Annotated in this window: 13 protein-coding genes; 4 read left to right on the forward strand and 9 right to left on the reverse strand. The window is 61.9% G+C overall.

Annotation, left to right across the window (positions count from 1 at the left end; all coding sequences use genetic code 11):
- The 3 genes from H2170_14995 (at position 1) to H2170_15005 (ending at position 2421) form a co-directional block, all read left to right on the forward strand.
- Positions 1 to 369 carry a hypothetical protein gene (locus H2170_14995; GenBank protein MCS6301377.1) on the forward strand — a complete coding sequence of 123 codons (369 nt, stop codon included), beginning with the start codon at positions 1 to 3 and terminating at the stop codon, positions 367 to 369.
- A gap of 120 nt (positions 370 to 489) precedes the next feature.
- Positions 490 to 1701, forward strand: coding sequence for a hypothetical protein (locus tag H2170_15000; GenBank protein ID MCS6301378.1), 1212 nt, complete (start codon positions 490 to 492; stop codon positions 1699 to 1701).
- Between the two features lie 558 nt (positions 1702 to 2259).
- Positions 2260 to 2421: an SEC-C domain-containing protein gene (locus H2170_15005; protein MCS6301379.1), complete on the forward strand. Its 162-nt coding sequence runs from the start codon at positions 2260 to 2262 to the stop codon at positions 2419 to 2421.
- A 509-nt stretch (positions 2422 to 2930) separates the two neighbouring features.
- On the opposite strand, the gene H2170_15010 is transcribed toward H2170_15005, so the two are convergent.
- Positions 2931 to 3191, reverse strand: a complete 261-nt coding sequence (locus H2170_15010; protein ID MCS6301380.1) for a hypothetical protein — start codon at positions 3189 to 3191, stop codon at positions 2931 to 2933.
- 48 nt (positions 3192 to 3239) lie between these two features.
- On the opposite strand from H2170_15010, the gene H2170_15015 reads away from it, so the two are divergent.
- The gene (locus H2170_15015; protein MCS6301381.1) at positions 3240 to 4307 is read left to right on the forward strand and encodes an IS630 family transposase; all 1068 of its coding nucleotides are present in this window, start codon (positions 3240 to 3242) and stop codon (positions 4305 to 4307) included.
- Positions 4308 to 4351: 44 nt separating this feature from the next.
- On the opposite strand, the gene H2170_15020 is transcribed toward H2170_15015, so the two are convergent.
- From H2170_15020 to H2170_15055, 8 genes are all read right to left on the reverse strand, one after another.
- Positions 4352 to 5362, reverse strand: coding sequence for a sucrase (locus tag H2170_15020; protein MCS6301382.1), 1011 nt, complete (start codon positions 5360 to 5362; stop codon positions 4352 to 4354).
- 312 nt (positions 5363 to 5674) lie between these two features.
- Complete coding sequence (locus tag H2170_15025) at positions 5675 to 6109, reverse strand: hypothetical protein (protein ID MCS6301383.1); 435 nt, start codon at positions 6107 to 6109, stop codon at positions 5675 to 5677.
- A gap of 47 nt (positions 6110 to 6156) precedes the next feature.
- On the reverse strand, positions 6157 to 7497 hold the full coding sequence (locus H2170_15030) for an ISAs1 family transposase (protein ID MCS6301384.1): 1341 nt from the start codon (positions 7495 to 7497) through the stop codon (positions 6157 to 6159).
- 249 nt (positions 7498 to 7746) lie between these two features.
- Complete coding sequence (gene ltrA / locus H2170_15035) at positions 7747 to 8724, reverse strand: group II intron reverse transcriptase/maturase (protein MCS6301385.1); 978 nt, start codon at positions 8722 to 8724, stop codon at positions 7747 to 7749.
- A gap of 1076 nt (positions 8725 to 9800) precedes the next feature.
- Entirely contained in the window at positions 9801 to 12680 is a 2880-nt protein-coding gene (locus H2170_15040; protein MCS6301386.1) for a serine/threonine protein kinase, read from the reverse strand.
- Positions 12681 to 12847: 167 nt separating this feature from the next.
- Positions 12848 to 14077, reverse strand: coding sequence for a sulfatase-like hydrolase/transferase (locus H2170_15045; GenBank protein MCS6301387.1), 1230 nt, complete (start codon positions 14075 to 14077; stop codon positions 12848 to 12850).
- Between the two features lie 264 nt (positions 14078 to 14341).
- Positions 14342 to 15205 carry an HDOD domain-containing protein gene (locus tag H2170_15050; GenBank protein MCS6301388.1) on the reverse strand — a complete coding sequence of 288 codons (864 nt, stop codon included), beginning with the start codon at positions 15203 to 15205 and terminating at the stop codon, positions 14342 to 14344.
- Between the two features lie 31 nt (positions 15206 to 15236).
- On the reverse strand, positions 15237 to 17360 hold the full coding sequence (locus H2170_15055) for a chemotaxis protein CheA (GenBank protein MCS6301389.1): 2124 nt from the start codon (positions 17358 to 17360) through the stop codon (positions 15237 to 15239).
- Between the last annotated feature and the right edge of the window lie 119 nt (positions 17361 to 17479).

The following is a 17479-nucleotide window of genomic DNA, read 5'->3' on the forward strand; positions in this document are numbered from 1 at the left end:
ATGACACCGCTGATTTATTTCGCGCCGCTGTTTTTTGTTTTCGAAGGCTGGCAACTGGTGATCGCGGAGCGCCACCTCGGGATTAAGCGCATCGAAAGCGGCGTCGATCCGCGCGAGGGCGGCCCCGGCGAAGGGTTGGCCTTTGTGTGGAGCGCGGGCATCGTCGCCTACTGGATTTGGATGCTGCTGATGCTCGTGCCGCGCGCAGGGCGGGCGCAGATCGGGTGCATGTTGATCGTCTCGTTGCTCGGCTACGCTCTGCGGCGCAATTCGCCGCTGAAGTGGATTCTGGTGATCCTCACGCTCGAAGGGGCGATCCGCATCGGCATGATCATCTCGCTGCTCGGCGCCGCCTGGAAGGCGCTGTAAACTGGGCCTTTGATCCCGGGTTACCGATTCCGGCAACCAGCGCCTCGCATACTCGCCGCTTTCGGCCTTGAGCACGGAGGCGATCCGCCGCACAAAAACCGCGTCGCGGACGCTTACCCTATGAACCATTACGAAGAGGCCCCGAAACTCTCAAAATTGCCCTTTATCGTCGGCGACCTGGCGCTCCTCGGTGCCGCCGCCCTCATCGCCACCCGCAGCGCCAACCCGATCACGCCCAGCGAGATGCTCGCCATCACGATCTGCGTGGTCCTCGGCGCCACGCTGCTGGTGATTCCCTTTTTGGTTAACTACGCCCGCCGCCAGGATGCCGTGCTCAGCGAGCGGCAAAACCAGATCGCCGCCCTCGCCCGCACCACCGCCGAATCGGCCGAGCAAATCAGTATCGCCGTCGCCGGCATCCACACGCTGGTCAGCTCGCTGCCGAAGCCTGTTGCACCCGCACCGGCCGCAGCGCCCGGCGACGATCCGCTCATTCGCCGTCTCGCCCAACTCGACGCCGCCACGAAAACCCAAAGCGACGCCTTGGCCGCCCGCGAAAAAGCCCTCGCCGCCGCCCTTTCGCACGCCACCCGCCAAATCGAGGTGTTGGTCACCGCCACCGCACAAGCCCTCGCCGCCGCCGCCCGCCCCGTCGAGCTGCCGGTCGCGCCTACTCCGGCACCGTCAACGGCAGCACTCCCCACGCCGCCAACCACACTCCCCTCGCCCGTCGTCCTCCCCTCGCCCGCTGTCCCGCTCGTGCCGCCCCAACCCGCTCCGGTGCCGACCACCGTCGAAGCGCCTTCGCCTGCCGCGATTCCGACGCCCGCACCTTCTTTCCCCGCAACGCCCGTCCCCGCCCCCGCCGACGCCCCCCAAGCGCCCGCCGGCACACTGCCTCAGCCCGCCGCCTTCACCGCCGCCGAGCCCCTGCCCGACGAGGTACCCGTGGACGACGCCCCCAAAGCGTCCAAAGCCCCGCGCCCGCGCAAACCCAAGCCCGCCGACGCGGTGCTCGATCTCGGGCTCACCAGCGACGTCGCCGAGCCGATGGAGAGCGCCCCGACTGCGGACGGAGTTACCCGCCTGATCGCCACCGCCTACATCGGCATTGGGCAAAAACTTTACCTGCGCGGCGACGGCCCCGGACTCTCTTGGGAAAAGGGCGTGCCGCTCCAATTTGTCTCCATCGGCAAGTGGCTCTGGCAAACCGCCGACGCCACGGCTCCGTTTGCCGCCAAGCTCTATAAAAACGATCTGGTGGAGTGCACCAGCCTCGGTGAAATCACGCTGGAGCCCGGCAGCCTGAACGAGGTCAACGCCGGCTTCTGAGCTGCGGGGCGGCAACGCTTAGCCGCGCATGGCTGGAAGTAGCGCAGGCTTCCAGCCTGCTTTTACGTTCGGAGCAGACTGGAAGTCTGCGCTACTTCCAGCGGTCTCCGCTGAATTTGCAGCGCACGCATACTCCAAATGCCCGACCGCTTCCAGTCTCGCTTTTTTGTCGGGCAAGCGGCTTGGTGTCCGCTCCAATTCGCCATGTCCACCACCGCTACCGCCCTTCCCAAACCCATTTCCGGCCAGCCCTGCTCCTGCGGCAGCGGCCTTGATTTCTCCGCCTGCTGCGAGCCGATCATCACCGGCAAACGCCTGGCCACCACCGCCGAGCAGTTGATGCGCGCCCGTTTCACCGGCCACGTCGCCAACGCCAACGAGTTTCTTCACCACACCTACCTGCCCACCTCGCGCCAACCCTACGTGGAAGAGACCGACACCGCGCCGCTACCCTGGACGCGACTGGTGATCCACTCCCACGAGCCCGAGGTAAAACCGGACGTTTCCTACGTCGATTTCACGGCCTATTTTAAAGCTGATGACGGCAGCGAGGGCGCGATGCACGAGAAGTCCGAGTTTCAGCGCATCGGCGGCAAATGGATTTTCGCGCGCACGCTGCGCCAGGGGCCGGCTCCGGTGAAGACCGAGCCCAAGGTCGGTCGCAACGACCCGTGCACCTGCGGTAGCGGCAAGAAGTTCAAGAAGTGCTGCGGCGCCTAAGCGGCGATTCGCTTTCGCTAAGCTTAGCGAAAGCGGTTCCAGCGGGGAGCGGAACCGCTGGGCAAAACACCTTGGGCTCACGCTCAAGGCCGCACCCTTTGTGACACCACTCCTGGCCACTCTCTTCGCGCTCACGCCCAAGGCCGCAGACTCAGGGTGGCCTTGAGCGTGAGCTCAAGGTCTGGAGTTTGGCCCCAAAACGAGTTGAGATCCGCCCCCCCCAGCTAAGGTAGAATCGTACCGCAGGTAGCAACGGCATGGGTTTCGATGAGTTCGTTGACGTGAGGGTGGCTGTTGCGAAGTCTGCGAAACTCTCCGGAGTGATCAGCTCAGATCGCCATACATGATGCGCAGCACCTGTATGGTTCTTGGCACGAGTTAAGTAGAGTAGAGAGAGCCGCGCGTCGGTAACCCGTCAGCGCGACCCTCCCCCTCGTCAAACCGTGCAAGCGGTTTTCCCGCACACGGCTTACCGAGTCCCCATTCTTTCGGTTTGGTTTCAGCGGAGTTCATTGCTTCCAAGCCGCCGTAAGCGGCCAGTGCCATAGTTTGTATTGACCATGCAAACGGTCGTCGGTGAAGAACTCGAAGAGTCCGTGGGTGCGGCTATACTTTCGCCACAGCCACCGCCGCAACCGGTTGCGCACAAAAGCCTGCTGGTTACTAAACACGTGCGTGCTGTTGCCGTAATGAAACGCCGTCGCCCAACCGCGAGTGATTTGGTTGACCTTGCGGACCACCGCCACCGCCGGTTGGTTGCGCGTTCGCACATCTAGTGCTTACTTGCAATAATAAGTGATATTTTATCCGCTTTGTAGATGGGACGAAAAGCCGTGCGAATCACTTGTAGCGAGGGGGATCAGCAATCCCTAGAAAAACGGGCAACCAGCCGGATTGAGTCGAGGCAGCGAGTTGAGCGCGCCCGGATGATCCTTGGGTGCGTGAGTGGCGAGCAGGTGCAAGAGGTGGCGCGCCGCTGCAACACCAGGCCGAACACCGTAATAAAGTGGAGGGATCGCTTTGTGCTGCTTGGCATGAAGGGGCTGGATGATGCGGCACGGCCGGGCGCGAAGCGCACCTACGGTGAGGACTTTCGAGATCGGGTGCTGGCTTTATTGGAAGGGCCACCCCCTCCGGGGCAGGCGCGCTGGGATGGTCCAGCGGTGGCCCGTGTGCTCGGCGGCTCGGTGCACGCGGTCTGGCGAGTGCTGCGCAAGGAGGGCATTTGCCTGCAGCGCCAGCGCTCGTGGTGCGTGAGCACTGACAAGCAGTTCGCAGCCAAGGCAGCCGATATCGTCGGGCTCTACCTGAGCCCACCGGAAAAGGCATTGGTGATAAGTGTGGATGAAAAGCCTGGCATCCAAGCCCTAGAGCGCGCCACCGGTTACGTGGAGACCGACAATGGTAAAATCGTCCAGGGACTCAAAAGCACCTACAAGCGCCACGGTACACTCAACTTGTTCGCTGCCCTTGATGTGGCCACGGGCTTGATCAAGACGCAGAAAACCACCCTTAAGCGCCGGGAGGAGTTCCTGCTGTTCATGGACCAAGTGGTGGCGGATCACCCGCCCGAGAGAGAACTCCACGTGATTTTGGATAATTATTGCACCCACAAAAAGTGCGACGCTTGGCTCGCTCGGCACCCCAATGTCCACTTCCACTTTACCCCAACCTCGGCGAGTTGGCTCAATCAAGTTGAAATCTGGTTCGGCATACTAACAAGGAAGGCGCTACGGGGCGCGAACTTCAGAAGCGTCGCCGAACTTAGTCAGGCCATTGACGCTTTCGTCGCCGCCTACCTGCCCAATGCCAAGCCGTTCAAGTGGCGCAAGCGCGAGGTCAAGGGAAGCCAACTCAGAAATACTATCATTAATCTACGCAATTAAGCACTAGAAACGTCGCTCCGTCCGGCAGGCCGGAGTTACTGATATCAGAAGAAGTCTCCGGGGCGCGGGTTGGTTCCTTGTGGTTTCAGCGACATGGCGGCGATGATGGAGTCATGCCGGTCGGCACGCGGTTTCACGGCGCAGAAGAAGATCTCCGGCCCGTCCTCCGTGCCGTAAAGGAACGGCCGTTCCAGCCGGTGTACCTCCTCGCGCCGGCCATCCTCATGGATGAGGGCCTTCTCCTGGAACATCGGATCTTCCGCCACCGCCCAGTGAAGTCCGTCATCCGACTCGAAGCGCACGATCGCCTTGTGTGACGGCGAATAGTAGGTGCCCTGGTCTTTTAGGAGGGCGTGATAGCGTCCGTCCTGACACCAGACGAAGGGGTCTTCTCCGGGGAAGGCGGCATCCTCGCTGGCGAAGATCGGTTCGGGGTGTTTCACGAAGGGACCCTCGGGGCGGTCGGCAAAACCGACGCCATGCAGCACAGGGCCATATTTCGGGAGCGGCAACCTGTCGCCAACCCCCTTGTAGAGAAGGATATACCGACCGTCCGGTGCCTGCGCGCACACGGCGTTGTTCGTGCACATGGCATCCCAAGCACCGGGCGTCACATCGAGTAACGGCTTGTCGAACCGGGTCCATGGTCCCTCCGGCCGGTCCGCAATGGCCACCCCCACGCGCTGGTTGTTCCGGTGGTCCCACCACCCGCCGTCGCTCTGGTTGCCGTTGTAGTAAAGGTAATACCGGTCTCCGAACCGGCGGATGCTCGGATTGTGGGTGACATCTCCGTCCCAGTAACCGGGGCGCTTCGGCAGCACGACCTCCGCGAAGTGGTAGGGCCCGAAGGGTGTCTCCGCCGTCGCGCGACAGACCTCGGAATGGGTTACCCATGACTCGAAGCCCCTGGACCACGCCTCGCCCTCTTTCGTCGCGTCGATCGGCCAGCGCGAAAAGAAGAGGTGGTGTCTGCCTTGCGCGTCCGTGACCAGCGACGGGTCCCAGACGCAGTAGCCCTCCATGCTGAAAATGGCGCGGGTGATTTCTGGTTTCATCGTTTCTCGGGCATATGGTCTCATGCTTACAGGGTTGTTCCTGATAGGAAACTGGATTTTGTAGACTATGAGCCGGACGTGGTTTTACAGCGTGAATGGTGCATTAAAACCTAGAAACGGCGCTCCGTCCGGCAGGTTTGGAGTTCGTTTTTACAAAACTCGTTGATTTAACGAACGCCCCCAATTGAAAACGCCCCGTTCCAAGCAGTTTTGGGGTGGTTTTCGGACGGCGACTCATGCCGCGTAACCAAAGCTCCGCCGTCGCTCGCGTCAAGGCGCGAAGCGTTGAGCCGTTTTTTAACCAACGCCGATTCATAGCGGGAAGTTTACCGAGGTAAGGGCGCGGAGCGCGCGACGGTCATGATTTTCGGACATGTGGGCGATAAAGTCGGAGGTATAAAGGTGGCGTTTCTGGGTGCGCTGGCCGCGCCAGTGCATGAAAAGGCTGTTGGCCCAGCGGTTGAACATACCGTGTAGGCGAACCGCGTTCGGGCGGCGTAATCGGCAGCGATCATCCTGGCGCGAGGCGTCGAGCCGGGCGTGCAAACCGGTTTCGATCGCCCAGTGCGCGATGTTGACCTCCAGCCATTGGGCGGGAGTTAACTCGGCGGCGGGACGACTGGTGATCAGCTCAATGGTCTCGGGTGACTTGCCGTGGCGTTTTCGGCAGATTCTCGCTGCTTGCGCCACCAGGGGGAAGCAGGCGCTTTCCGCGCTCAACTCGCGCGCCACCAGGGTGCGCGTCACGGGGTGCTTCTTTTCCTTGCTCGTGCGTTGCTCGGCAGCGGGATCTTTTAACGGGTCAAAAAAGGGGCGCCCGGATCGGGCACTTGCGCGGCTACGATTTTCTGCAGGCCGGGCTGGTTGCCTTTGACGGTGAACAGGTAGTCGCCGCCATGCTCCATTACGATCGCCCGCGCGGTGTCCGCTTGGGTATGCAGGGCATCAAGGCTCACGAGTTTATCGACCAAATCGAGTCTCTCACACAGGGCGCGGGCGGCGGGAATCTCGTTACTTTTTTCGGCGACGACCTCGCTGCCGAGATAAAACAAGCTCGGCGAGGTAACCGCGGTCACGACGTTTTGTCCGCCGCTGTGCTTGGGGACTTTGCCGTCGATGACCACGATCTCGCTGTCGGGGGGCTCGCCTCGCACCTGACGTTGGTGGGCGAGTAAAACCTCCTCGATGCGCGAGGCCTGAACGCGGGCGAACAGCCGACTAAAGGTGGGCTGGCTGGGAGCGCCGTATTTGCCGCGGCGGCGGATCACCCCGAGGGCTTGGCGTTGGACCGGGGAGAGCCGGCGGGCGAAAGCGGCCAGGTCACGTTGGCCGCGGGGTGCTCCGGCCAGATAGGCCGCCGCCGTGATCGCCAGCAGCGCGTGCAAGGGATAGGCCCCGATGTAGGCGCGGTATTCAGGCACTTGCCGGAAGGCCTCCGCCAGGCTGATTAAATCGGGGGCCTTCAGGGTACTTCGCACCGGAACTTTCGCCTCCACCGCAGCCAGCGAGGGTTTGATCTGCCCTGCCTGAAGAGCTCTCCGGGCCCGGGGCTCCAGCTCGCGCACAAACAAGCGCTTGGGCTTGGCGTGGTGCTCGTAGTAATCGCGCGACTTACGCGTGTTGCCCTTGGTCAGGCCCAACTCGGTCCACCCGGATGCCTTGTATACACTTCCCGTAAAACGCTCGGGGTCGACGAAGGTTTCCACGACGAGCACGGGGTGCTCGTAACGCGACTGCCAGTCGGCACTGAGCCGGCCGAGCACCCGGCTCAAAACCGCCGAGCCCAAGTTGGGCACCGCCGGCTTGGGCAGCAGCAGGAACCGCACGTTGTTGACCACCAGCGCCAATCGGCGTCGGCGCTGTTCGCCACTCCAGCCAATCCACGCCTCCCGGCCGCGCAGGTGCAGCGCCGCCGCCGCAAACACCAGCACCGCCACCCAGGTGCCCTGCGCATCGCTCACCGCGTACAGCAGCCGCTCGCCCACCGGTTTCACCGCGCCCAGATAGTGATGCTCCTCAAGCAGCCCCTGCGCTCGGGCGTTTAACTCGGGGCTGTCTAGCACCTGCACCTGCAAGTGGCGCAGCGAAATCACCTCCCCTTGGGGGTTCGACGGGTTCGTTTCGGCCGGCATCATTCACCCAGCCAAAATGATTTCCTGGGGCTTGTCCCGCTTATTCCGCTCCTTTGTTAGTATTCAGGTGTTTAGCTGTTCAATGAATCGGCGGTGTACTAACAAGGAAGGCGCTACGGGGCGCGAACTTCAGAAGCGTCGCCGAACTTAGTCAGGCCATTGACGCTTTCGTCGCCGCCTACCTGCCCAATGCCAAGCCGTTCAAGTGGCGCAAGCGCGAGGTCAAGGGAAGCCAACTCAGAAATACTATCATTAATCTACGCAATTAAGCACTAGCTCCATCCGCACTTTGTCGCGTAACTTGGCCAGACTTTTCGCACTGGGTTCCACGTGCGGATACCTTCGTTTGCTCTTCATGCCTTGCCGCCATGCGACGGAAAAACCGAGGAACTCAAAGCCTTCCTTTCGTGTATCCACCAGTCGGGTTTTCTCTTCGTTGAGCTTTAACTTACGTGCCTCCAGCCACCGTTTCAGTCGCGTTTGCAGCCCCGCCCCTTGACCCGGTTTGCACAGGATCAGGAGGTCGTCGGCGTAACGCACCATCGTCGGCTTTTGTTCGCACTTCTCATTCACCGCATGATCGAGGTCGTTGAGGTAGAGGTTCGCCAGCAGAGGCGATATAACTCCGCCTTGTGGCGTGCCACACCGGTTCGCGCTCACCTTGCGGCACCCCGTGTCCCGGTCCTCTTCCACGATGGGTGCGCGCAGCCACGTTTTTATTAAACGCAACACGCTCCCATCGCTCACCCGTTTGGCCACCAATTGCAGGAGTTCGCGGTGCGGGATCATATCGAAGTAGCTCGATAAATCCGCGTCCACCACCTCCACCTTTCCGCTCAGCATGGCTTCCTTGACCTTATCCATCGCCTGATGGGTCCGACGTTTCGGCCGGTAGGCGTAGGAATGGTCATGGAAGTCCGCCTCTAGGATTGGCTGCAACACGATCACCGCCGCGCTTTGCACCACCCGGTCTTTCACCGTAGGGATGCCCAGCGCACGACGTTTGGTCCTGGCCTGATCCTTCCATATATAGACGCGCAGGACCGGACTGGGTCGGTAGGTTTTCGTTCGCATTTCCTCCGCCAGCGCAAGCAGCCATGCCGCCCGATAGGCTTCGTTCTTTACGAGCGTTTCCACCTCGAACCCGTCCACTCCCGGCACGCCGTCATTGGCGATCACCTGATCGAGCGCATCCGACAGAATGTCCTGCCGATACAGCTCTCCATACAAACTATAGAACCGCCAATGCGGCTCCGCTTTTGCTTTCCGATATAGCACACGTTGCAGCTTCCGAACCTTCGGTGACGTTTTTATCCAGAGTTCATCACCCCAGCCATCGTCGGGTCCTTTGCCGCTCTGTGATGCGTGGGAACAAGTGCCCTCCCTTCGCTCCCCGGCGGTTTTAATGTCCGCTAGATCATCACTACTATGGAGGTCTCCGACTCCTGCCACGGCCCGTCCGGCCTTACGAGGTTTTGCCGCGCTTGTGCCGGTGGTTGAGGCATCGCAAGACGCCCCACCGCCGCAGGTCTCACCACTTAACCTAACGACCTTTCCCACCCCGCCGCCCCCGCTGACTCCGCCGACGTGTTGATCGGAAATCAACGATTTAGGTCCTACGTCTTTGCGAGACTGCCTTTTCCGATCCTTGCAGTCTTCACCGTTCAGGTAGCGGCTGGACTCGTCGGTTGTTTCGGTAACGGAGCTCATTGGATGGGGTTCACCTTCGTTGCGGCTGACTGGTTCGGGCACACGGTCGTGCTTTCCGGCGAGGCCTCGCGGCCTGCATCCGTGACCGGGCCCTTCGACCGCGAATCGTTAAATTCGGTCGAACAGACTTTCACTGTTATGGTTGTTAGTTTCATGGTCGCACACCTGAATTCCGAAGTTCAAACCAACCACAGATTACACAGATTGCACAGATACAATCCCTTAGGAGGTAAACGGACTCAGCTTGATTCCCTTTTTTCATCCTGTCTTCAAATTCAGTAACACTCTGTTATCTGTGCTCATCTGTGAATTCCGTGGTTAAAACTTCGGCGTTCGGGTTTAACTCGTGCCAAGAACCATACAGGTGCTGCGCATCATGTATGGCGATCTGAGCTGATCACTCCGGAGAGTTTCGCAGACTTCGCAACAGCCACCCTCACGTCAACGAACTCATCGAAACCCATGCCGTTGCTACCTGCGGTACGATTCTACCTTAGCTGGGGGGGGGGGGGGGGGGGCGGATCTCAACTCGTTTTGGGGCCAAACTCCAGGAGCAGGCTAGAAGCCTGCGCTACGTCGAACCCCACCCACACGCCTCACTCCGCCACGACGAAGCCCTTTAGCGCATCGATCTCGATCCAGGTTTGTTGGGGTGGTTTTTTACCGAGGATGAACACGGTTGTCGCCGCCAGATCGTTTTGCGCGCCGTCAAAAATCATCACGCCAATTTGGTCCCCCACGGGCACCTCGAAGACCACCCGAAGCTGGGTGGTTTCAGGCCGGTAGGGGGCGAGGACCCGCCGGCCACGTTTCAGAGCATAAGCTGACTGCTCAGGTGAGGCCGCGACGATCTGTTGAATCGCCAGACGCTTAACCGTGGCCGTCAACGGGAACGGCCACGCCACTTTCGGGCGCGCAACAGCCGCCGGCGCTTCACCCGTAACCGCGGTGGAACCGGCCACGCCAGTGGCGACCGCGCCTTTGGTGGCCGCCCCAGTAGATCCCAGATTATTGGCTGCTGCTGCATTCACGCCCGATGTAGGCGGTGAAGCCTTTTCACCCGCACCCTGTTTGGTTGCCGCAGGCTTGCCGGCCTGCGACTGCACCAAAGAAGTTTGCGGGGAGTTAACCGCCCCCGTGCGGGCAGTTTCAGCCGAGTCTCGGCCTGAATCCAATTTTTGAACACCCGCGTCTGGCATCCAACTGATTTCGAAATTGGGCAACGAAGGCGGTTCAACAATTCCCCTCCACCCCGAGCAAAGCACCACTGCGGCGAGCAACGCCCAACTGGAGCGGGCGGCCACGCGCGTGCCGGTGAAACGGGGTGGCCGTGGAATCGGCTGAGGCTGCGAAACGAGGAGATTGAGTTTCGCGATTTCGGCATCCACCTCATCCAGCCCGCGCTCAAGCCCGGCACGATCGACGCCCTTGGCAAGCGCCGCCATTGCGCTTTTGCAGCGCACATCGCTATCGGCCCAGCCCCAAGGCTTCGAATCAGGAATAAAGCGCCGCAACTCAGCGGAAGTTCCGCGCGCTAAAATCGCCCGACCGCCCAAGGCGATAACCGCAGGCGCGAGCGCAGCGGCCAACCACTGGGGACCAGGGAAAAGCACGGCCATGACCGCGGTGGCCGCACCCCAAATCGCCAAAACCGCGGGCAAGGCCCCAAACACCACCGGGCCCGCTTCAAGTGCCCGATCCAGGTTTGCCCAGAAAAGTTTAGCCACGAGTGGAACGCTCCGCTCCCGCAACAGCACCAGTTGCTGCGCCTGCCAGTCTGCGTGGGTGACAAAGCCCTGCTCCGCCGCCTTCGGTTCAATCCAGGCGATTAAGACCAGATCCACTCGCGTCGGCTTCACCGAACGCAGCGACCGATCGAGCGAATACTGCGTGCAGCAGGCGTAGGTTTTTTGCAGGCCTTCACGAATGGCGAGCAAGGCCGATTCAGCGCTGATCGAGATGCGAAAAATCCGCTCCGACGCGCCCTCCTCGGCGTCTTTTAACCAGCCATTGCGGCGGATGATCGCCTCGGAGTCTTCGGCGTAGCGCCCCACCTGAGTGAGCGATTTGCCTGCCGCATGATCGTGACGATCAATCTTCGTGGTGAGCGTTCGGTGGGTAAACGCCCGCACCAACGCATAGGAATCGGGGTTGTCGGGCGATTCCTCAAGCAGCGCCGGAAGACTTGCCCCGTCGAGCCGCTTGCCGCGCCAGACCAAGTTTTTGGCCCCCAGGGTCAGCAGCGCGATACTCGTCACCACCTCGCGTTGCAGCGCTTTCGGCAAGGCAATCAACGGCTCCGCTTCGGCCAACTGGCGCAACTCGCGCAGTTGCGCAGCGTAGCCATTTTTATCCGGGGCGTTTCGAATGAAATGAGCCAGCGCTCCGGGTGTATCGGTATCGAAAATATTGATAACCGCCTCGGCCCAATTCGCCTCCGACTGAAAGGCCTTTGCGACGTCAGGAATGGAATAGCGCCGGCCGCACCAAAGGAATTTGGTTTCGGTGCGCTTAGTGGCGTAGCTTTCCTTCACCGGTAACTGCCTTGCCCAACTGTCCATGGCTTCCATGCCCCAGCGAACTTCAGAAGCGCTTGAAAGCAGGCCACGCAACAGCTGGTTCATGCGCTCATTTAACGGCGGCATCGCCTCCACGGCGCCGGCAGACAGCCCACCTTTGGTTTGTTCGAGCAGCAAGGTCTCCGCGCGCGCGATACGCTCGGCCGGAGTTTCCGTGGCACTGGCGCCAGGAAGGTCGTCGATCACGGGATGGCCGAGGATTAACTCCTGCACCACACGACCTAGCGACCACCAGTCCCAAGCGCACAGCGAAGGCCCTGGATCATGGGCGTCCAGCAACACGGCCTCAGGTGGCGCGTAAAACGGATCGCTGATCACCTCAATCGGCAGGGTTTTCTCGAAAGCGGTGACCCCTTCCAAGCCGCCGAGGGTGCAATGTAATTTACCCTGGGGCTCGCTGATAAAAATGGCACCGGGGCAGATTCCCAGGTGAACCAACCCACTGGCCTGTAACACGCCGATCGCCTCGGTTAACTGCCGAACGAGCGCCTCCACCACGGCGTCTTCAAGCGCGGGCCGTTCCCGCCGCCAGACATCCAGCGCCACACCGTCGGTTTCGCCGCAAACCTCAACTCGGTACGCGCCGACCACAAAGGCCTCTTTGGCGCGCTGCAGGTGGCTCAAATCGATATTTTGCAGCTGTTTCCAAAACGCTGAACGCGGCGAATTCTTCACCTCAGGCGTAAAGCACAGCACCAACTCCTCAGCCGAGTCGGTTCGGGTCGCGCTGAAACGCTTAGCACCGCCCTTGTCTGGCAGTGCATCGATGATCGTGTAAAGGTTACGCCAGAGCGTCTTGGGAACGGGCAAACCGCCTGCTGCGACGGGTTCAGCCACCGACGCCCCCTCCGGGCTGGCCGGATTCACCCGCTCAGTGTTACTCAAATCGGTGGACATAGCTGTCCCTCTTCTAACGGCACAAACCGGGCCGACTTGAGCTATGCCGGGCCTTAAAACGAGCGGCGTTTCGATCATGGTTACAGGCTCCTCGGGGTAACCCAAAATAGGTGACACAAAAACGCGCCGCCCACCGGTAGGACATCGGAGCAAACTGGAAGTCTGCGCTACTTTTCGGAGCGTGGCGTGCCAGCTTTGTCGGTGGCCCCGAGGGGTCTCGCCGGAATCGAAGGGGATTCATTCAGGTTAACCGCTTCACCCGGATCCGCCCGCAAGTCGAAGCTCAGCCACGGCGACCCGTCGGCGTTAAAAATCTCCTTTCGCTTGGCCGAACGCCAGCCGGTCCAGGCCCGGTCGCATTGCAGCGGCAACGCGACCACGCTCGGCATGGAAATCTCGGCCCGCTCGCGTCCGCAAACCCACGCCTGCCCCCGCGCCCATGCGAGGGTCATCGCCGGCAAATCGATTAACGACACTGGTTCGTCGGAACGCCGCCCACCTACCGCACCACGCACCAACAGCGGCACGCGCACACTTTCCTCGTGCGGCCAGCCTTTGCGGAAAAGCCCGTGCGCGCCGTGCATGTCGCCGTGCACCGAAGTGAACACCACGATCACCTCCTCCGGCACCACTGCCAGCAATCGCCCAATAGCCCGGTCAGTCGCCTCGATATGCGCGTAATAGCCGGCCAGTTCACGGCTGGCTTTCGCGGCGACTTCACCGCCACGCGGCACGTTGGCCGGTAACGTCACGGGACGGGGCGCCACCCCCGCAGCCGGCGCATCGTAGGGCGGATGCGGCGCCTCCAAACTGACCACCGCAAACCAAGGGCTGACCCCCTCAGCGCGTTGCTTGGAAGCGCACGAAATCCACTCGGCCGCACGCGAACACACCACGTCGCTTTGGTAACCAAAAAACGGCGTCGGCTCAGCCAGCCGCGTGCCGTGCAACCATGGGTCATTGAGCAAAAACCCGCTCTCAAAACCCTCCCAAAAAGCGAAGCCGCCACGCGCCTCCGCAGGCACGACCGCCCGCGCATGAGCCTCGCCCACCAACGGAGCTGCGGGATCACGCGCGTGGAGATGCCACTTGCCGAAAAACGCCGTGTGGTAGCCGATTTCGTTTAACTCATGGGCGATCGTTCGTGCCCCGAGTGGCAGCGGATCGTAATAATTGCGCACGCCATTTTCTGGCGACCGAACACCCGTCAGTAAGGCGGCACGGGAAAAAGGCCCGAACGGGTGCGGCGTAACGGCCTGCAGATAGTTAATACTGCGCGCCGCCAAGGCATCGAGGTCAGGAGTGCGGGCGTTAGGATCTCCCGCGTAACCACACGCCTGCGCCCGCCACTGGGTGGTGACGATCCAAAGGATTGAAGGGGCGGAGGCGACTGCCATGCCCCCACGATAAACCCGCCGCTCGGTCCGCGCGCAAACCTTACCCGCCACCCGCTGTCGCCCTCTCGACGCCTCGCGGAGGGACGACCTCCGTGTCGTCGGTGCTCGGCTCCGAAAAGTAGCGCAGACTTCCAGTCTGCTCCATTCCACCTTCAAGGCAGACTGGTAGTCTGCGCTACTTTTACCGAACCAGCCCACACGGAGGTGGGCCCTCCCTCGAATCCGTACCCCGTCGGGACGGCCGCATCGTGGGTTAACAACGGACTAAAACTCCACCTTGCCCGTGTTCAGTTTGCCATGAAGCAGCCGCGTGGCCCGCTCCAGCACCAAGGGCAACGTCGCTTCCATGACTTCGGGCTCAATGCCTTGCTCGCTCAGCAGCGCCGAATCCACGCTGTATAAAAACGCGTCCTCGCCCTGGCCGACCCCCAGCGCCGCCGCCAGGTGATCCGCCGCATGGATATGCCCCGCCAGAGCGCGGAACTCGGCCGGAATCGCCACTGTGGGAGGGTTGTTGGCCGCCACCACCACGCAGGCCACCGGGAAGCGCCATTCCGCCAGCAAACGCGCGCTCACCGCCGCATGATTAAAGCCCAACTCGGCGGTTTCCGCCTCCAACCACGTGACGCCCTCGGTGCAACGCGCCCGCACCCCGGCAAAGGAGTCCGCGCAACTGAAGGCGACCGCCAGTTTGCCGATTTCGTGCACCAGTCCGCAGGTGTAGGCCAGCGCCGGATCGACCCGACCGGTGCGCTGGGCGAGCGCCTCGGCCGCCAACGCCTTAATTAAAGACGCGCGGCAAAAATCCCCCGCTTCCCAGCGGTAACCGACGACCTCAATCGCCATCCAGCGCGAAGCCATCGACAAGGCGGCCAGCCGGTAAAGTTCCTTCGCGCCCAAGCGCATGACCGCCTGACCCACGGTGTCGGCGACCGTTTCGCCGCCGAAAAAAACCGAGTTGGCCATGCGCACCGTGGCGCTCGCCAGCACCGGATCCATCTGGATCAACTTGGCCAAATCCTCGATGTCGGCGTGCGGTTGTTCCAGCAGCGTGATCAAACGCGGCAGCAGCGCAGGTGAACAGGGCAGTGAGAGCGCTTTCGCGCAAACCTCATCAAGGGTGGGCATGGCGTTAAAATGACAGGTGCTACGGGTGGCGTTAGGCGGCGCAAAGCGAGGCCGGATCAAGGATGAGCGCGATGGTGCCGTCGCCGAGAATAGCGCCGCCGGCCACTCCGGGGCGGTCTTGCAGGAAGGCGCCCAGATTCTTGATCACGACCTCCTGCTTGTTGAGCAACTCGTCGACGAGCAGCGCGTACACTTTGCTGCCCACCTCGATCATGACCACGATACCCTTGGTCGGATCCTCCTCGGCGCCCTCGATTTCAAAGCGGCGGTGCAAGCGGTGCAGCGGCAGGATTTTCCCGCGATGATCAATCACTTCGCCCCGGCCCTGGATAGTGGTGAGCATCTCTTTCGTCGGCTTGAGCGCCACCTGCACCGTGATCGTCGGCAGAATAAAGCGGTCCTCGCCCACGCGAACCAGCAAGCCGTCGATGATCGCCGTGGTCAGCGGTAAACGGATACGGAAAGTCGTCCCCTGCCCCTCCACGGTCTCGATCTGGATCTGGCCGCGCAGGCGCTCGATATTGCGCCGCACCACGTCCATGCCGACACCGCGCCCGGACACGGCGGTGACCTTGGCCGCCGTGGAAAAGCCGGGAAGGAAAATCATGTTCAAAATCACGTCCGTGGGCGGGGTGATGCCCTCGGCGACGAGCCCCTGGCTGCGGGCCTTTTCGAGCACCCGGGTCTTGTTGATGCCACGGCCGTCGTCGATGAGTTCGATCACCAAATTACTGCCCTCGTGATAAGCGGCCAGGCGCAGGCGCCCCTGTTCGTTTTTCCCGGCGGCCTTGCGATCGGCGGGGCCTTCAAGGCCGTGGTCGAGGGAGTTGCGCACCATGTGCACGAGCGGGTCGACGATTTCCTCGGCGACGGTGCGGTCGATTTCGGTTTCGTCGCCGCGGGTCTCAAACAAAACCTGTTTGCCGAAATCGCGCGACAGATCGCGCACCAGCCGCTCCATGCGTTGGAAGGTGGGTTTGATCGGCACCATGCGCAGCGACATCGCGGTGTGTTGCAGCTCCTTGGTGATGCGGCCGAATTGGGCCAGGTTGCGCGCCAGCGACGTACCGCCGGCATCCAGCCCCTTGGCGGATTCCATCAACTGACTTTGCACGATGACCAACTCGCCGACCACATCGACCAGCGAGTCGAGTTTTTCGGTGTTCACGCGCACCGAGGACGAACTGGTGGTGGCCGCAGGCCGGCCGGCCTCGGCTGCGGCGGCAGGCGCAGCGGCAGCGGGGACATCCGGAGAGCTGGAAACTGCGGCGGGCGCGCTGGAGGAATCGGCAGCGGGCGCGGCCTGCGGAGCGGCCTGGACTGGGGCCTGGGCGGCCGAGGGTTTGGAAGCGTCGCCGACAGCGAGGCGGCGCACGGCGGCGATCAGGTGGGCGACGGGCACGGCCTTGTTGGGCAGCTGGCCGCGCTCCAACGCCAGCGTGATCTGGCCCATCATCTCTTGGATGGCGTCACGGCTGTTAAGAATTTCGGTGATAATGGCCGGGGTAAGCTGGAGCTTGTCGGTGCGGGCCAGGTCGAGCAGCGACTCGACCTCGTGGGTGAGCTTGTGCATCGGGGTGAGGTGCAAAAAGCCCGACACGCCCTTGATGGTGTGGAAGGAGCGGAACAGGCCATTGAGCGCATCGCGGTCATTGGGGGCGGCGTCCAGGGCGAGCAGCGCGGCCTCGATTTGATCGAGGTGGTCGAGCCCCTCGGAGTGGAATTCGCCGAGCAGTTCGCGGTTTTCGCCCAGATCGAAAACGAGGATCTGATCCACCTCGACGGCTACGACCGCAACCGGGGCAGCCACGGCGGCAGCAGGAGCGGTGTTACCTCCGGCCAAAGGAGCTGGCGTGTTACCATCGCGCACGGCCACCAATGCAGCCGGCAACCACGCGGCGAGGGCCTTCAGGTGCGTTATCGACGCCTCATCATAGGGCCGGGCCTCGTTGAGCAACGTATCGAGGCAAACGTGCATGCCTTTGACCGGCCCCGCCAGTTCCGGTTGGTCGCCGAGATGCCCGAGCAGGTCGCCGAGTAAACTGTAAGCGGGAATCAGTCCCTCATCGCTCAGCGCGGTGGCGAAAATCGATTCAGCGGCGAAGCGACTGGCGATATCATCGAGGACAGTGAAGGTGGAGGAAAGTAAAGGCATGGGGATAGTGCGGTAAGCGAGGGGAGAAAGTGCGGTCAGGGGTTATTACGGCACGTTCCGCTGCCAACTTGAGTGACGAACAACGAATTATACGGAAAACACACCGTCGCGGCGACGGA

The organism is Opitutus sp., assembly GCA_024998815.1.
Lineage (GTDB): Bacteria > Verrucomicrobiota > Verrucomicrobiia > Opitutales > Opitutaceae > Rariglobus.

Bases quoted from the DNA above. Each gene is read 5' to 3' on its own strand.
- H2170_14995 (MCS6301377.1), top strand. From the start codon at position 1: ATGACACCGCTGATTTATTTCGCGCCGCTGTTTTTTGTTTTCGAAGGC.
- H2170_15000 (MCS6301378.1), top strand. From the start codon at position 490: ATGAACCATTACGAAGAGGCCCCGAAACTCTCAAAATTGCCCTTTATC.
- H2170_15005 (MCS6301379.1), top strand. From the start codon at position 2,260: ATGCACGAGAAGTCCGAGTTTCAGCGCATCGGCGGCAAATGGATTTTC.
- H2170_15015 (MCS6301381.1), top strand. From the start codon at position 3,240: ATGGGACGAAAAGCCGTGCGAATCACTTGTAGCGAGGGGGATCAGCAA.
- H2170_15020 (MCS6301382.1), bottom strand. From the start codon at position 5,362: ATGAAACCAGAAATCACCCGCGCCATTTTCAGCATGGAGGGCTACTGC.
- H2170_15030 (MCS6301384.1), bottom strand. From the start codon at position 7,497: ATGATGCCGGCCGAAACGAACCCGTCGAACCCCCAAGGGGAGGTGATT.
- H2170_15040 (MCS6301386.1), bottom strand. From the start codon at position 12,680: ATGTCCACCGATTTGAGTAACACTGAGCGGGTGAATCCGGCCAGCCCG.
- H2170_15045 (MCS6301387.1), bottom strand. From the start codon at position 14,077: ATGGCAGTCGCCTCCGCCCCTTCAATCCTTTGGATCGTCACCACCCAG.
- H2170_15050 (MCS6301388.1), bottom strand. From the start codon at position 15,205: ATGCCCACCCTTGATGAGGTTTGCGCGAAAGCGCTCTCACTGCCCTGT.
- H2170_15055 (MCS6301389.1), bottom strand. From the start codon at position 17,360: ATGCCTTTACTTTCCTCCACCTTCACTGTCCTCGATGATATCGCCAGT.